Raw genomic sequence first — 15,611 nt, forward strand, 5'->3', positions numbered from 1 at the left:
GGAGAGCTGTATGAAAATCAGAAATTACGGATTGGTGCTGCTGGCATGCGGCATGCTGTTTGCCGGCGGTTGTTCAAAAGAGAAAGCGAAGAAAAAAGCAGAAGACTTGAAGCTTGAAAATCTCACGATCGTACTGCATGATGAGAATATCACCATTTACCAGCCGCTGGGGGATCTTCTGGATACCTGGGAGCTGGATCAGGCGCCGGAGCATATCGAAGCGCTGGGACATGATATGGTATTTTTAACATATAAGGATAATGACCGGGAATCGATGATTCTCCGTGTCTTCAATCCGAAGGATGAAGAAATCAGTGTGAACGATGCGCTGATTCAGCATGTAGTCTTTTCAGACAGAAATACAGAAAATGTGAAGGAATACAAGCTTCCTCACAATTTTAAAATCGGAAGTACTACTGAGCAGGATGTAATCAAAGCACTGGGAACGCCTTATGAGTATAGGATTTCCAACGATGACAGCAATATGGATTATGTCACAGGTACCTCGTATGAAACCTCTGAGCTGGCAGAGTTTTCATTTGAAAAAGGAAAACTGAGCAAGGTTGCATTGTCAGGAAGTGAAAAACGCAAGGAAAAGAAAGAGAATATCAGCTTTGATACGGCTAAGGCAGTTGGGTATTCTGTATATGATATCCCCCTTGCGAAGGGAAGTGCTGCGGATGAATTTGCGAAGGGAAGCATACAGTTCGATGGTGTGAGCATAAACAAAACGACACCTGCGAAGGCACTTATAGAAAAAGGGTGGAAATCCAAATATCTGGATGAATATAATAAAAAAGAGACTACCATCAGTGCAGAAAAAAGTGATATGCGTATTGATTTGCGAGTGGATGGAACGATTTCTTCCACAGATCAGCTGACCGAAAAGCATGTGATTCAGGAAATATTTGCAGCGGATGAGTCTCTGGAAGCTTTGACATTCGCATCTGGTGTTAACGGTACATCAACACTTCAGGATGTGTATCAGATACTGGGAAAACCGATGAGTGTGTGGTATAGCAAAAACGGTGTTCGCGTTCGGTATAGGACAGAAAGCAATACTGCCGTTTCCATGTCCTTTAAGACCTCCGGAGCAATGGAATACTGCAGTGTGAAATTTGATTCCGAATGGGAATAGACGGTGCGACAGATAAAGGATTGAGCCGGGTGCTCTTTTCTTTTGCATTGTTTGTTGAGAAGTAACCTTTGACCTCGCATAAGTAGAAGCTTATCCTTTATGCTTGATACGTGTTGTCCGGAAAAATATGCAACGGTTTTTTCATACGGCGAAAGCCTGTGAAGGAAACAATTCGTATTCTGTTTTTTTGAATACTTTCTATGTGTCCGACAAGTATGCTCAACAGTACCAATTCATTTGTTTAAACATTTAATAAGTGCTTCAGATATGAAAAAGGAACATCTGAATGACCGTGTGGAGAACTCTGTCCGCTGGACTGTCATACGCTCAAAAAAAGGATTCTCGGCTGAGAATCCTCCTTTGTTAAGCCTCCATGGAATCAATGATGCTGTCAACCAGATTATCCATTTCAGATTTATTATTATCATTCAGGGCACTGATCATGGATACTTCAGAATTCAGAATACTCATCTGCTTCATCTGATTATCCAGGAAGTCCTTCATGAGGGAACCGGATTTCGGTGCCCAGGACCCGTTTTCAATGATTCCCACCGTACGCTTCTGCATATTGAGTGCCTTCATATGCATGAGGAAATCATGCATAACAGGATAGATTCCCAGGTTATAGGTTACCGAAGCCAGTACGATATGGCTGTATTTAAACGTATCACTGATCAGGTAGGATACATGGGTATTGGAAACATCATGCACCACAACATTTTTGACACCCTTTTCCACCAGCTTGGCAGCCAGTACCTGCGCGGCGGATTCCGTATTTCCATACATGGAGGCATAGGCAATCAGGACACCGGTTTCCTCCGGCTCATAACGGCTCCATTTGTCATATTTATCCAGCAGATAACCGAAATCATTTCTCCATACCGGTCCATGCAGCGGACAGATGACCTTGATATCAATGGTTCCCGCCTTTTTCAGCAGTGCCTGTACGTGCGGTCCGTATTTTCCTACGATATTGGTATAGTAACGGCGGGCATCATCCAGCCAGTCGCGGTCAAAATCAACCTCATCGTTAAACAGCTTGCCATCCAGTGCGCCAAAGCTTCCAAAGGCATCAGCGGAAAACAGAACGCCGTTTGTTACATCAAAGCTGACCATTGCTTCCGGCCAGTGCACCATCGGAGCCTCTACAAAGGTGATGGTGTGCTTACCGAAGCATCTGGTATCGCCTTCCTTGACCTCCTCTGTGCGCCCGTCAACGTTAAAGCCGAACTGATGCATCAGCAGGAAGCTTTTTTCGGTTGATATGATTTTCACCTTTGGATAGCGAAGAAGAATTTCCTCAATGCTGGCACCGTGATCAGGCTCCATATGATTGATTACCAGATAATCCAGGTCACGCCCGTTCAGAACATGCTCTACATTTTCCAGAAACTGACGGCAGGCATCCCAGTCCACCGTATCAAACAATACCGTTTTCTTATCCAGCAGCAAATAGGAATTATAGGATACGCCATTCGGAATCGGGTGAATATTTTCAAACAGGGCAAGACGGTGATCATTTCCTCCCACCCAGTACAGATCGTCAACTACTTTTCTTACACAGTACATACTACATCCTCCTTCTCTTTATTTAATCCAATGTCTCGATGAACTGATCCTTTGCTTCTCCGCATTCCGGACAGATCCATTCCTCAGGCAGCTTTTCAAACGGCGTACCCGGAGCAATATCATTTTCCGGATCTCCCAGCATCTGATCATATTCATAGCCGCAGCCATTGCAGACATGACGCATATAGGAAGGAGCTTCCTTTTTGATAAACGGACGTTTCATTTTCTTCATTGGCGGAGCCGGTTTCTTTTCTCCGGTATCCAGAGCCTTGCTTAACAGCGGCAGTATTTCCATAACATCACCGACAATCCCGTAGTCGGCATTTTTAAAGATCGGAGCATTGGCATTCGTATTGATGGCAACGATGGTGGTGGCATCCTTGATTCCCTTCAAATGCTGTCCCGCACCGGAGATACCGCATGCGATATACAGATTGCCGGTAAATTTCTGACCGGACATACCGACATAGCGGTTGATCGGTACATATTTCAGAGTTTCTGCGACTGGACGGGAGCTTCCGATTGCGGCCCCTGCACTTCTTGCCAGATCCTCAATCAGCTTCATGTTCTTCTTTTCTCCGATACCCTTGCCGGCTGATACCACACGCTCCGCATTCATAATCGGGGTATCCATCGGGATACCGACCGTGAAATCATAGCCATCCTTCTGTAAGGCTTCCACCAGGGCATTGACACGTTCCTGTGCATCGCCTTCCTTGAATATCTGTTTCTTACGTTCTCCTGTGATTGCACCTTTTTTCTTACGGACACCGCCGTCCTTTGGCGCTTTTCCTATGATATGAGAGGCAATAACGACCCTCTGAATTTCATTGGTTCCTTCATAGATGGTTGTGATTTTTGCATCACGATACGCACGTTCCACTTCCATACCCTTCAGATAACCGCTTCCGCCGAAGATCTGTAAGGCATCGTTGCAGATTTCCAGCGCAACATCACTTGCATACTGCTTCGCCATTGCGGATTCCATGCCATATGGTTCGTGGTGTTCCTTCAGCTCCGCAGAGGAGTAAATCAGCATTCTTGCACAACGCAGCTTGGTTGCCATATCGGCAAGCTTGAAGCTGATGACCTGCTGCTGTGCAATCGGTTTGCCGAACTGCACACGCTCCTTTGCGTATTCCAGCGCATTCTCATACGCACCCTGTGCGATTCCCAGTGCCTGTGCGGCGATACCGATACGACCGCCATCCAGTGTGGCCATTGCAATCTTAAAGCCCTGACCAAGCTTACCAAGCAGGTTTTCCTTAGGTACCTTTACATCATTGAAAATCAGCTCTGCTGTTGAGGATGAACGGATGCCCATCTTGTCGTAATGATCACCGAAGGTAAAGCCGTCCCAGCCCTTCTCTACGATAAATGCGGAGATTCCTCTGGTTCCCATTTCCGGATTTGTGGATGCAAAGACGACATACGTATCTGCCTTATCAGCATTTGTAATAAAGATCTTGCCACCGTTCAGAATGTAGTAATCACCCTCCAGAACAGCCGTTGTTTCGGTACCTGCCGCATCACTTCCGGCATTTACCTCCGTTAATCCAAATGCGCCGATTTTTTCACCGCTTGCCAGCGGTACCAGATATTTCTGCTTCTGTTCCTCGGTACCAAACGCAAAAATAGGGTAGCTTCCCAGTGAGACATGTGCGGACAGAATAACACCTGTACCACCGTCTACACGGGATAATTCTTCTACAGCAATGGCATAGCTGATTACATCCAGACCGGCCCCTCCATATTCCTTTGGATAGGGAATACCCATCAGACCCATCTTTCCAAACTTCGCAATCGCCTCACTCGGGAACTCATTTTCCTTATCGAGCATAAAGGCAATCGGTTTGATTTCGGTTTCCGCAAATTCCCGAACTGTCTTGCGGATTTCCTCCTGCTGCTGTGTCGTTGTAAATAGCATAGTTTACGTCCTCCTCACTTATCTCTATGATATTCCTTCTGCTTTCATGATTTTTCTTAATATGAGAATCATTTTAAGAATGTAAATCACTTTACACTCTGATAATATCATAGCGCTTACAATAAGTCTAAAGATATGCTCACAGAATTTTCCTTTTTTGGATTCGTTTTAAGAAGTACCTGAAAAACGGCGCCAGCGCTTTTGGAATTTCCTGAATTAGGTCCCACAGGTGTAAGATAAGCAGATGCTGGTGCGCAGATGATTTGTAACGTTCTGCGTAAGAGAATACGGCTTCATTTTCAAACAGGTATACCGGCTGTACACTCATTCAGCCTTTGAATTTCCTTCACCTATACGATTTATGGTTTCGCATATACATACAGGTATGAAAGAATGTGTGTTTGTCCCTTCCTACCTCTTTCTGCAAATTACAAATCGATAAGATTCTCTTTTAACATGCGGACTTTTACTTCTCAGCCTGCGGACTTATGGTCTGCCGTATGCTATACTGTACTTAGCGGAAAACAATTGGAAGGAGGAGCTGTATGTCGGAAAAGAAAAAGGCGGAGGAAGGGTTTCTGTATAATGCGAATTACAACGCAGCACTGCTGGATGAGCGTGCCTGGTGTAAGGATCAGTGTCATCTGTGCAATCAGCTGCGTCCAAGCGATACGGAAAAGCGCTATCAGATTTATCACAGCTTATTCAAGCAGATGGGAAAGCATGTATCCATAGAACCACCATTCTGGTGTGATTATGGCTATCATATCAGCATCGGAAATGAATTTTTTATGAACCATAACGGTGTCATACTCGACGGAGCAGAGGTAACCTTTGGTGATTATGTCTATATCGCACCAAACTGCGGCTTTTATACGGCAGGGCATCCGTTGGATGTGGAACAGCGTAAGCAGGGGCTGGAGTATGCCTTTCCCATTCATGTGAAAAGCAATGTATGGATCGGAGCAGGCGTTCAGGTGCTGGCGGGCGTTACCATTGGGGAAGGCTCGGTGATTGGGGCAGGCAGTGTTGTGAACAGAGACATTCCTGATCATGTTCTTGCGGCAGGTGTTCCCTGCAGGGTGATTCGCCGCATTACAGAGGAGGATCGAAAGAAGTACCGTATTCAAATGGAGGAAAGTTGATGGGAAGCAGGTGAAACCCGTAAACAGCGCACCTGTATAGGCAGTAAAGGTCTTTTTGGATACGCCGTAAGCGATCGCCTAGTCGTCTGTGAGGCTGTATTTGCAGTCTGATGGCGATAGGGAATACGGAAGAAAACGGATATGCATATGACTGATAAGCTATGCGAAAGCTGTCCCTGCGAAAAAGAAATGTCGAGGAGAGTCTCCCTTTTTAAAGAAGTTATTTGCATGTCCTCACTTGCGGCGGTATGGCTATGATATAATAAGGATAAGCAGGAGGTATGAAACCATGTTTTATGAACAAGTAGAAGAATCCGTGCAATATATTCGTAAGCACGTGAAAACAGAGCCACTTATTGGCATCATTTTAGGAAGCGGACTGGGCTCGCTGGTGGAGATGATGGAGGATAAAGAAGTGCTCTCCTATCAGGATATTCCACATTTTCCGCAATCCAGAGTGGCAGGTCATGCGGGAAATCTGGTCTTTGGCAGAATTGGAAATCAGCGTCTGATCGTTATGCAGGGGAGGTTTCATTATTATGAAGGCTTTTCGATGAAGGAGGTCACCTATCCGATTTATGTGATGAAGCTGCTCGGTGTTCGGGATTTGATCGTGACCAATGCCTGTGGCGGTATCAATCCGGAATTTACACCGGGGGATTTGATGATTATTGATGATTTTATCAATTCGCTGGATGTAAATCCTTTGATTGGAGATAATGATGAGCGCTTCGGACCACGCTTTCCGGATATGTCAGAGCCTTATTCCATCCAGCTGCGTGAAAAGGCAGAACAGGTGGCGGATCAGTTGGCAATTCCTTACCGCCATGGTGTATACACCCTTTTTCAGGGACCGTATTATGAAACAGCGGCGGAAATCCGTATGTATGCCAGAGCAGGCAGTGATGCCATTGGAATGTCCACTGTGCCGGAGACTATAGCGGCAAATTATCTCGGTATCCGTGTGCTGGGAATTGCATGTATCACCAACATGGCAACCGGTATTGCGAAGGAAAAGCATTCACATGAAGAGGTTGTGAAAATGGCAAATAAGAGCAGTGCCCGGCTTTGTACATGGATGGAAGCACTGTTAAAGGAGTGGTAAGAAGGAGGGGGATGCTTCATGGAACAGAATTCGCTGTTTCAAAATGATGTACAGAAGGATCCTCTTGCCGCCCGACTGCGTCCGGCTTCGCTGCAGGATTACGTAGGGCAGAAGCATCTGCTTGGAAAAGGGAAGATACTGTATAACCTGATAGAAAAGGATATGGTTTCCTCCATGATCTTCTGGGGACCGCCGGGTGTTGGAAAAACGACGCTTGCCAGAATCATCGCCAGGCAGACACAGGCACATTTTATCAATTTCAGTGCCGTCACAAGCGGAATCCGTGAAATTAAGGCCGTGATGAAGGAAGCGGAGGACGCGCGTCTGTATGGCAGAAAGACGATTGTGTTTGTTGATGAAATACATCGTTTCAATAAAGCCCAGCAGGATGCCTTTCTGCCGTATGTGGAAAAGGGCAGTATTATTTTGATTGGCGCAACAACGGAAAATCCGTCATTTGAAGTCAATGCCGCGCTTCTTTCCCGCTGCAAGGTGTTTGTGCTGAAGGCACTGGAGGTTTCGGATCTGGTGGAGCTGCTAAAGCATGCTCTGCAGGATGAACGCGGCTTTGGCTCACAGCATGTTCTCATCACAGAGGAGCAGCTGCATATGCTTGCCGTGTTTGCCAACGGAGATGCCAGAACAGCGCTGAATACGCTGGAGATGGTGGTTTTAAACGGAGAAAGCTCAGAAGCGGGAATCGTCATCACAAAAGAGGTGCTGGAGCAATGTACCTCCCAGAAGTCGCTGCTGTATGAAAGACAGGGAGAGGAGCACTATAATCTGATCAGTGCCCTGCATAAATCCATGCGCAACTCCGACGTGGATGCAGCTATTTACTGGCTTGCGAGAATGCTGGAGGCGGGGGAGGACCCGTTGTACGTGGCAAGGCGTCTGGTTCGTTTTGCGAGTGAGGATATCGGGATGGCGGACAGCCGTGCCTTGGAAATCTGCGTTGCGGTTTATCAGGCATGCCATTTTCTCGGTATGCCGGAGTGTAATGTACATTTGACACATGCGGTTACCTATCTTTCTCTTTCTCCGAAATCCAATGCCCTGTATATGGCATACGGCGCAGCGAAGGAGGATGCTGTGCATATGCTGAGTGAACCGGTTCCCCTGCAAATACGAAATGCACCGACATCCCTCATGAAGGACCTGCATTATGGAGAAGGCTATCAGTATGCTCATGATACGCAGGAAAAGCTGACAAACATGGAATGTATGCCGGAATCCCTGAAGGGAAGGGAATACTATCACCCAACGATACAGGGAAGTGAAGCAAGGGTAAGCAAGCGATTGCAGGATATCAAGGAATGGAAACGGAAGCATCAAAATAAATAGAGAGCCGGTGTTTTAAGAAGACCTTCCTGCAAGTGATGAAACGCTGGGATATTGGCAGAACACGGATAGGCGCAGATTTCAGGTTGCAGGCATTTGACAGCGCTGTGCATGATCAATGCCTCTTTCCGTAAGGAAGAAAGGCCGCATAAGAAAGCCATGAAAGCATCCGGGCGGCTGTACGCAGACAGTCTGTATGATACAGATGCTCATGGAGCTGCGTTTGCGTATTTCCTGAATTAGGCAGCTTAAGAAAAAAGGTAATCCAGCCTTGATACAACAGGTTCAGATTGCCTTTTTTATGTTTTCATCAGCGGTAAAGGTGCCATGCATACCGCCGTTTTCTGTTTCTTATTTTACAGTTTTTATGACATACTTATCGAATAGCTCACGATTTCGCTCATCGGCACCGTCCATATTGCTGGAGGCGAACACCGGAGCCTCCATGCCATGCTCCTTCAGCAGCTCGACAAATCTTCCCATCACACACTGTGCAAGGAAGCATCCGGTCAGGGTACTGACAGGTCCCATACTGGTTGCTTCATCGATTGGTGTTGTCGCATCCCCATACGGAGCATGATTGTCCAGAATCACATCCGCTAGCTCAAACAGACGCAGCCCGCTTTCATGACGGGAAGCGATGGTTTTGCTATGCGATAAGGAGGTGATCACGATAATACGGGCACCCTTTTCCCTGGCTCTCATCGTGTATTCGATCACCAGTGGATTTCTTCCGGAATTACTGGTGACAAGCAGAACATCTCCCGCTTCTATCGTGTAAATTGCATCCAGTACATCCGCATAGGAAGCTGTCCGCTCCAGTGTGGTACTCTTTGTCGGGTGGGTTGCCAGCGTCATTTCGATTTCGTTGATCGGATAAACCTTTGCATACCCTCCGGCTCTGGCATAGATATCCTGCCCGATCATATGCGAGTGCCCGCTGCCGAAGGTGTAAATGGTATGATGTTCCTTCTCCGCTTCAAACAATAGTCGTGCTGCCTGTTCCAGCGGCTCCCGCTCCTGTTTCATTACCGCGAAACGCTGTTCCACTTCTTTGAAATACGTATCAATAAATGCCATAATCAATCCTCACTTTCTTCTGATTTCAGTATACCATGATTATATGTAAAATCTATAATTGGATATAAAGTTATAACATTTTATACAAAATATGTAATTTAAACGCTATTTCCGCACAAAACACTTTTAATTATTCTATTCTGCTAAAATAGGAAAATTTTTCCATTATAATAATTACAAAAACTGGAGTGGACGGAATGAAAAAAGTAACGGAAATCAATTTAAGAGTGGGAGATGCTATACGAAAAGGGCTTCAACGAAAGGGAATGACGCAAAAGGAGCTTGCTGCACTGGTTGGTTCCACGCAGCGCTCGATTTCTTCATATATCAATGGGAATGCACAGCCCCCGCTTGATATTCTGTCTTTGATTTGCCGCATACTGGAAATCAATATGAATCAGATTCTGCAAATACCGGATTTCAATTTTCCCGGACGTATGCTGCATGATCCGATGGAGCTGGAATTCATGAAGATTTTTGATCAGGTGCCGGAGGAACGGCGGATGACCTTTACAAAGCTGATGAAAAGTATACTCAGCTTTCATCTGGAATAGGAAGTAAAAATGCAACTGTTACATAACATGGAAAATAAGACGATTCTTTTGGTAAATGACAAATACAGAAAGATGGAAAATTTTTATTTTTATGATAAAATGCCGTATTTATCGGTGTTTTTTTATATTTTGCGCAGAATTCGTATGGAAGAAAACTTTTTCATTTTATATACTATAGAAGTAAAAGGGAGAGAGAGGAGGAATATGGAAGAAAAACATACCTGTGTACTGAATCATGATGAGTATGAGCTGCTGAACTTTTATCGACAGCTCAGTGAAGAGCGCAAGCAGAAATTTTTTGATCTTGTGCAGACACTGGATATGCTGTTGAACCAGCAGGAGGATACGACTGCGGTCGCAGAGTAAATCACAGGTGTTGAAGTCATGGTTCTGAGAGCGCAATCCTTTTCATAAGAGAATGAGAAGGATGTGCGTTTGTTATACCGTGCACTGCTATCCTTACGGCGCAGGATACCGCACGGTGCATCAGCTGTAAAACAAATCCTGCAGGATCCATCCTGGTGTTGCAGCAGCTGAGCATGCATACTGTTTTGAAACCGGATGAGGACCGCAGGGTCCTTTTCTGTTTCTAGGCACTGACTGGTACTGGATGAAAAAGCTGTCCGCCAGAACTGACCGTGGTGTGGGGATCATTCCATTTCTGATGCTGAAGCGTTCCACGTAGGGTCCTATGTGATTTGTCGATGTTGATACAGCTGTTTCTTACATAATTATTTCATGAAAATATTTCAGAAAATGATTGACTTTTTCATCCCTGGATTGTACTATAGTAATATATGAAATGCGCTGACGGGAAATAGTATGGATATGGACATGACAGAGAGTCTTCGGCTGGTGGAAGAAGATATGCGAAGTATGCGGAACACATCCCCGAGCAGCAGAGGTGAACTCAGTAGCTTCTGCCGGAATCCTGCATCCGTTACCGTGCTAGAGTATGCTGGTACTCGAAGAGATTGATATCGTGAGGTATCAATAAAATAAGGTGGAATCACGTAAGGTAACTTTCGTCCTTTGGATGGAAGCTTTTTTTGTATAAGCGTATAAGGGAGGATATGAAGCTATGAAAAGATTTGCTATACCGGAAGGAACCCGGGATCTGATTCTGGGAGAATGTACTGCGAAGAAACGATTGCAGGGTGCAATCGAACAGGTGTTTGACAGTTACGGCTATAAGGAAATCGTAACACCGAGCATTGAATTTTATCAGACCTATCAGACCGGCTTTGAACAGGTTCAGGAGGAAGCGATGTACAAGTTTTTTGACCATAACGGAAGCATCCTGACACTGCGCATGGATATGACGGTACCGATCGCCCGTGTTGCGGCAACCAAGTTCAAGGATCAAAAGCCGCCGCTTCGTTTTCGTTATTGTGCCAATGTATACAAGGTCAAGGAGTCCTTTGCCGGAAAGCGCAATGAGGTGACAGATTGCGGAATCGAGCTGCTGGGGCTGAACGAAAAGCAGAGTGATCTGGAAATTCTGGTGTGTGCACTGGAGGTTATGGAGTGTATGCAGCAGCAGGCGTATACGCTGGAAATCGGCAATGTGAATTTCTTTCACACAGCAGGAAAGCTTCTGGGACTTTCAGCGGATGTAACAGAGCTTCTGGCGGATTTGATTGATCGCAAGAGTCTGAGCGAATTGAAGGAATATCTGCATACGTTGCCACTGAAGGATGAGGACAGAGAATTCTTCCTGCAGCTGCCGTGGCTGTGTGGAGATGCAGGGATGCTCAAGGAGGCATTGAACTGCTGCTTCGATGACAGACTGCGCAGTATTGTGGAAAGTCTTCAGGAATTGTATGCACAACTAAAGGCGCTCGGCTATGAAAACCGCATTACCTTTGATTTGGGAAAGCTGCCGCATCTGAACTATTACAGTGGCATTCTTTTTGAAGGCTTTGTGCCGGGAATCGGTACCAGTGTGCTGAGTGGCGGACGCTATGATTCTCTGCTGGAGAAATTCGGAGAGCCGCTGCCGGCAATCGGCTTTTCTGTAAAGCTGGATGCCGTGCTGCCGGTTCTGGATTTAAAGCAGAAGGAGGCAACCCTCACGCTGTGCTATCCGTATGCACGAAAGGTGGAGGCACTGCGCAAGGCGAGGGAATTAAGAAAAACCGCACGGGTAGAGCTGCTGTGCGGGGAATATGATGATATTATCGTGAAAGGGGAGAAGGACGCATGAGTATATCCATAGCATTGACGAAGGGGCGTCTGGAAAAGGCCACTGTGAAGCTGCTGGAGGAGCGCGGGTATGGCATTGAATCATTAAAGGATAAGGGAAGGGCGCTGGTGTTTCAGGATTCCAAAAAGGATATTCGCTATTTCCTTGTGAAATCCAATGACTGCATCACCTATGTACAGCACGGCGTTGCGGATATTGGTGTTGTGGGAAAGGATACGCTTTTGGAGGGTGGCAAGGATTATTATGAAATGCTGGATTTAGGCATCGGAAAATGTAAATTCATCGTTGCCGGTCTGCGGGAACACAATCTGTTTGACAAGGTGGGACATGTGAAAATAGGAACCAAGTATCCCAATATCGCAAAACAGTATTTCCTGGAAAAGGGCATGGATGTGGAGTGTATTAAAATAGACGGCTCTGTGGAGCTGGCACCGATTCTGGGCTTGTGTGATGGAATCGTGGATATCATGGAAACGGGGACGACGCTGAAGGAAAACGGTCTGGTTGTCTTTGACACCGTCTGCGATATCAGCGCAAGGGTGATTGTAAATAAAGCGAGCTTTAAGCTGAAAAGAGCGGAGATCCTAGCAATCTTGGAGGATATGAAGAAAGGACTGGAAGCATGCTGAAACGAATGCGAGCATCGGATACAGGGAACCTGCAGACGTATCTGGAAAGCAGAACAGAAGAAATCGACAGTGAAATCATTGTCAGGGTCAGTGCCATCCTGCAGGATGTGAAAACCCGCAGGGATGATGCTGTCAGGGAATATACACAGCAGTTTGACGGAATTTTATTGGACAGTATGCGCGTGGAGCCTTCCGATATAGAAGCGGCTGCTGCCAAGGCGGATCCCTTCTTTGTGGAGAGTATGAAGAAGGCGAAAGCAAATATCGAGTATTATCACAATGCACAGAAGCAAAACGGCTATCTTTTGCAGAAGGAGCTCGGCATCTATCTGGGACAGCGTGTACTTCCACTGGACAGCGTAGGTATTTATGTGCCGGGGGGCAGAGCACAGTATCCTAGCAGTGTGCTGATGAATGCGATTCCTGCCCGTATCGCCGGTGTAAAGCGCATTGTTATGCTTACACCACCGGCGAAGGATGGCAGTCTGCATCCCAATATTGCGGCGGCAGCACAGATTGCCGGTGTGGATGAAATCTATAAGGTCGGCGGTGCTCAGGGGATTGCGGCGTTAGCCTATGGTACCCAAAGCATTGCGCCTGTGGATAAAATTGTCGGACCGGGAAATGTATACGTTGCGGCAGCGAAGAAGCTGGTCTTCGGGAAGGTGGATATTGACATGATTGCCGGACCGAGTGAAATTCTGGTGATTGCGGATGCGGATGCTCCTGCGAAAAGCGTTGCGGCGGATCTGCTGTCACAGGCAGAGCATGATCCGATGGCGAGTGCCATTCTGGTGACAACCAGTGAACAGCTTGTGGATGCTGTGGAGCTGGAGCTGCGCAAGCAGAGTGCTCTTCTGCCGAAACAGGAAATCGTGGAACAGTCGCTGCAGGCCTATGGAACAGCCATTTTATGTGAGAGCATGGAGGAGTGTCTGGATGTATCCAATGCGGTTGCGCCGGAGCATCTGGAGCTGATGGTGAAGCAGCCGATGGACTATCTGGGAAAGGTACGCCATGCGGGCAGTGTGTTCCTTGGCTATCACACCTGTGAAAGTGTCGGAGATTATTTCGGCGGCTGCAATCACGTATTGCCGACAAGCGGGACAGCGCGTTTCTCCAGTGCACTTGGAGTGGACAGCTTTATCAAAAAAAGCAGCTATCTTCACTATAGCGAGGAAGCTTTACAGACCTATGGCGACCATATTATAGAAATGGCGGAGCAGGAAGAACTGCAGGCTCATGCCAATGCTGTGAAAGTGAGGCTGAAATCATGAAAAATATCGAAAGCTATGCGGCGCGGACAAACGGTAGCGTCATGCTGAATGCAAACGAATGCTATAAAAATATCAGTGGGGAAATGGTAAAGGAGCTGCAGGAGGCAATCGCAGAGCTGGAGTTTAACCGCTATCCGGATGAATCCAGCAGGGAGCTGATACAGGCATATGCGAATGTAAAAAAATTAGATGCTGGTAATCTGATCGCCGGCAATGGCAGCGATGAAATGCTGGGGCTCATGATTGGCTATTTCCTGGGAAAAGGTAAGAAATTACTGACCCTGTCTCCGGACTTCTCCATGTATGATTATTATGCATCCATGCATGAGAGTGAGGTTGTGAAATTTCCATGTGAGCAGGACGGTTCCTTCAGCATTGCGGATTTTATAGAATTTGGGCGGGAGCATCATGTGGATATGGTGCTGTTCTCCAATCCGAACAATCCAACCGGGCATTTTGTAAGCAATGCCCAGCTGTGTAAAATTGCGGAGGCGTTCCCCCGTATTCCGGTGATCATAGATGAGGCATATGGGGAGTTCGCAAAGGAAAGCATGCTGACGTATCTGGACACCTACCATAACCTGTATGTGACCAGAACCCTATCCAAGGCGTATGGCTTTGCCGGTGCGCGACTGGGCTTTCTGATCAGCTGTCCATCCAATATTGCGAAATTGAAACCGGTGCTGGTTCCTTATAATATCAGCTCTTTAACACAAAGGGCCGGTGTGATCGTATTGCGGCATGCGGCGGAATATGAGCTGCTGGTGGAGGAAATACAGCTGGAGCGGGATATGCTGTATCACAAGCTGAAGCAGTTAAAAAACGTTACCTTCTATCCGAGTCAGGCGAATTATCTGTATGGAAGAAGCAAATATAAGCAGGAGCTGTTGAAGGCAATGGAAAAGGAAGGCATTGTCATTCGCAACTACGAAGGAAAGGACAGCTTCCGGATTACGGTTGGTTCCCCTGCGGAAAATGCCATTGTATTATCCGTATTACAGGAATTTGACAGAAAGGCGGTTACGGTATGACACCAGAAACGAAGGAAACAGGCTTTGCGCCAAGAACGGCAGGCCTGAGCCGGGATACCAAAGAAACAAGCATCAGCTGCACGATGCATCTGGATGGTACGGGAGTCAGTGAGATTCATACAGGCATCGGCTTCTTCGATCACATGCTGACGCTGTTTTCCTTCCATTCCGGGATTGATCTTACGCTGCATGCAAACGGCGATTTACAGGTGTGTGATCACCACACGGTTGAGGATTGCGGTATCGCGATGGGAGCCTGCCTGAAGGAAGCCCTGCAGGATAAAAGAGGAATCGAACGCTATGGCAGTATGCTGCTGCCGATGGATGAAACACTGGCACAGGTGGTACTGGATATCAGCGGGCGCAGCTTTCTGGTGTATAACTGTGAGCTGAAGCGGGATACGATCGGTTCGTTTTCCTGTGAAATGGTGGAGGAGTTTCTTCGTGCCTTTGCCTTTCAGGCAGGCATCACCCTGCATGTAACTGTAGTGTATGGTACCAATGATCATCACAAGGTGGAGGCGATTTTCAAAGCGCTGGGCCGTGCCTTAAAAACGGCGATTCGTGTGAGCGGCGATACGCTGCCGAGTACAAAGGGGAAGCTGTAAT

The 15,611-nt window shown here is 46.8% G+C and carries 15 protein-coding genes, 1 pseudogene and 1 other annotated feature; of the genes and pseudogenes, 12 read left to right on the forward strand and 4 right to left on the reverse strand.

Going from position 1 to position 15,611, the window contains the following annotated elements; translation table 11 throughout:
* The first annotated feature begins 10 nt into the window (after nucleotides 1-10).
* The gene (locus tag KSZ58_RS08760) at nucleotides 11-1,138 is read left to right on the forward strand and encodes a hypothetical protein (protein ID WP_175627934.1); all 1,128 of its coding nucleotides are present in this window, start codon (nucleotides 11-13) and stop codon (nucleotides 1,136-1,138) included.
* 363 nt (nucleotides 1,139-1,501) lie between these two features.
* Here KSZ58_RS08760 and KSZ58_RS08765 read toward each other — a convergent pair whose 3' ends face one another.
* From KSZ58_RS08765 to KSZ58_RS23180, 3 genes and pseudogenes are all read right to left on the reverse strand, one after another.
* The gene (locus KSZ58_RS08765; protein WP_002608141.1) at nucleotides 1,502-2,707 is read right to left on the reverse strand and encodes an FprA family A-type flavoprotein; all 1,206 of its coding nucleotides are present in this window, start codon (nucleotides 2,705-2,707) and stop codon (nucleotides 1,502-1,504) included.
* Nucleotides 2,708-2,729: 22 nt separating this feature from the next.
* Complete coding sequence (locus KSZ58_RS23475; protein WP_227761328.1) at nucleotides 2,730-3,341, reverse strand: FAD-binding protein; 612 nt, start codon at nucleotides 3,339-3,341, stop codon at nucleotides 2,730-2,732.
* A gap of 171 nt (nucleotides 3,342-3,512) precedes the next feature.
* Nucleotides 3,513-4,634 (reverse strand): annotated as a pseudogene (locus tag KSZ58_RS23180) (acyl-CoA dehydrogenase); the annotation flags it as partial.
* 545 nt (nucleotides 4,635-5,179) lie between these two features.
* Here KSZ58_RS23180 and KSZ58_RS08775 point away from each other — a divergent pair.
* The 4 genes from KSZ58_RS08775 to KSZ58_RS23185 all read left to right on the forward strand — a co-directional run bounded on the left by KSZ58_RS08775 (nucleotide 5,180) and on the right by KSZ58_RS23185 (nucleotide 8,468).
* Nucleotides 5,180-5,779, forward strand: a complete 600-nt coding sequence (locus KSZ58_RS08775) for a sugar O-acetyltransferase (protein WP_008819253.1) — start codon at nucleotides 5,180-5,182, stop codon at nucleotides 5,777-5,779.
* A gap of 289 nt (nucleotides 5,780-6,068) precedes the next feature.
* Nucleotides 6,069-6,884, forward strand: a complete 816-nt coding sequence (locus KSZ58_RS08780) for a purine-nucleoside phosphorylase (protein WP_008819252.1) — start codon at nucleotides 6,069-6,071, stop codon at nucleotides 6,882-6,884.
* An 18-nt stretch (nucleotides 6,885-6,902) separates the two neighbouring features.
* Nucleotides 6,903-8,228, forward strand: coding sequence for a replication-associated recombination protein A (locus KSZ58_RS08785; RefSeq protein ID WP_142419691.1), 1,326 nt, complete (start codon nucleotides 6,903-6,905; stop codon nucleotides 8,226-8,228).
* Between the two features lie 108 nt (nucleotides 8,229-8,336).
* The gene (locus tag KSZ58_RS23185; RefSeq protein ID WP_272490526.1) at nucleotides 8,337-8,468 is read left to right on the forward strand and encodes a hypothetical protein; all 132 of its coding nucleotides are present in this window, start codon (nucleotides 8,337-8,339) and stop codon (nucleotides 8,466-8,468) included.
* 108 nt (nucleotides 8,469-8,576) lie between these two features.
* On the opposite strand, the gene KSZ58_RS08790 is transcribed toward KSZ58_RS23185, so the two are convergent.
* On the reverse strand, nucleotides 8,577-9,305 hold the full coding sequence (locus KSZ58_RS08790) for an SIS domain-containing protein (protein WP_008819250.1): 729 nt from the start codon (nucleotides 9,303-9,305) through the stop codon (nucleotides 8,577-8,579).
* 197 nt (nucleotides 9,306-9,502) lie between these two features.
* Between KSZ58_RS08790 and KSZ58_RS08795 the strand changes: the two genes are divergently transcribed.
* The 7 genes from KSZ58_RS08795 to hisB all read left to right on the forward strand — a co-directional run bounded on the left by KSZ58_RS08795 (nucleotide 9,503) and on the right by hisB (nucleotide 15,610).
* On the forward strand, nucleotides 9,503-9,859 hold the full coding sequence (locus KSZ58_RS08795; protein ID WP_002608147.1) for a helix-turn-helix transcriptional regulator: 357 nt from the start codon (nucleotides 9,503-9,505) through the stop codon (nucleotides 9,857-9,859).
* A 204-nt stretch (nucleotides 9,860-10,063) separates the two neighbouring features.
* A complete protein-coding gene (locus KSZ58_RS22685) occupies nucleotides 10,064-10,225 on the forward strand; it encodes a hypothetical protein (RefSeq protein WP_002608148.1) in 162 nt (53 codons plus the stop codon).
* Between the two features lie 432 nt (nucleotides 10,226-10,657).
* Nucleotides 10,658-10,895, forward strand: a binding site (T-box leader).
* Between the two features lie 45 nt (nucleotides 10,896-10,940).
* Entirely contained in the window at nucleotides 10,941-12,065 is a 1,125-nt protein-coding gene (gene hisZ, locus KSZ58_RS08805; RefSeq protein ID WP_009269561.1) for an ATP phosphoribosyltransferase regulatory subunit, read from the forward strand.
* Nucleotides 12,062-12,694, forward strand: coding sequence for an ATP phosphoribosyltransferase (gene hisG / locus KSZ58_RS08810; protein WP_002608150.1), 633 nt, complete (start codon nucleotides 12,062-12,064; stop codon nucleotides 12,692-12,694). The genes hisZ and hisG overlap by 4 nt, the downstream gene beginning before the upstream one ends.
* Complete coding sequence (gene hisD, locus KSZ58_RS08815) at nucleotides 12,688-13,971, forward strand: histidinol dehydrogenase (RefSeq protein WP_008819248.1); 1,284 nt, start codon at nucleotides 12,688-12,690, stop codon at nucleotides 13,969-13,971. The genes hisG and hisD overlap by 7 nt, the downstream gene beginning before the upstream one ends.
* Nucleotides 13,968-15,002: a histidinol-phosphate transaminase gene (gene hisC, locus KSZ58_RS08820; RefSeq protein WP_009269560.1), complete on the forward strand. Its 1,035-nt coding sequence runs from the start codon at nucleotides 13,968-13,970 to the stop codon at nucleotides 15,000-15,002. The genes hisD and hisC overlap by 4 nt, the downstream gene beginning before the upstream one ends.
* Nucleotides 14,999-15,610: an imidazoleglycerol-phosphate dehydratase HisB gene (gene hisB / locus KSZ58_RS08825; RefSeq protein WP_009269559.1), complete on the forward strand. Its 612-nt coding sequence runs from the start codon at nucleotides 14,999-15,001 to the stop codon at nucleotides 15,608-15,610. Before hisC ends, hisB begins: the two co-directional genes overlap by 4 nt.
* Nucleotide 15,611 lies beyond the last annotated feature (1 nt).

This window comes from Erysipelatoclostridium sp. DFI.2.3 (assembly GCF_019132535.1).
GTDB classification, from domain to species: domain Bacteria; phylum Bacillota_I; class Bacilli_A; order Erysipelotrichales; family Erysipelotrichaceae; genus Clostridium_AQ; species Clostridium_AQ innocuum.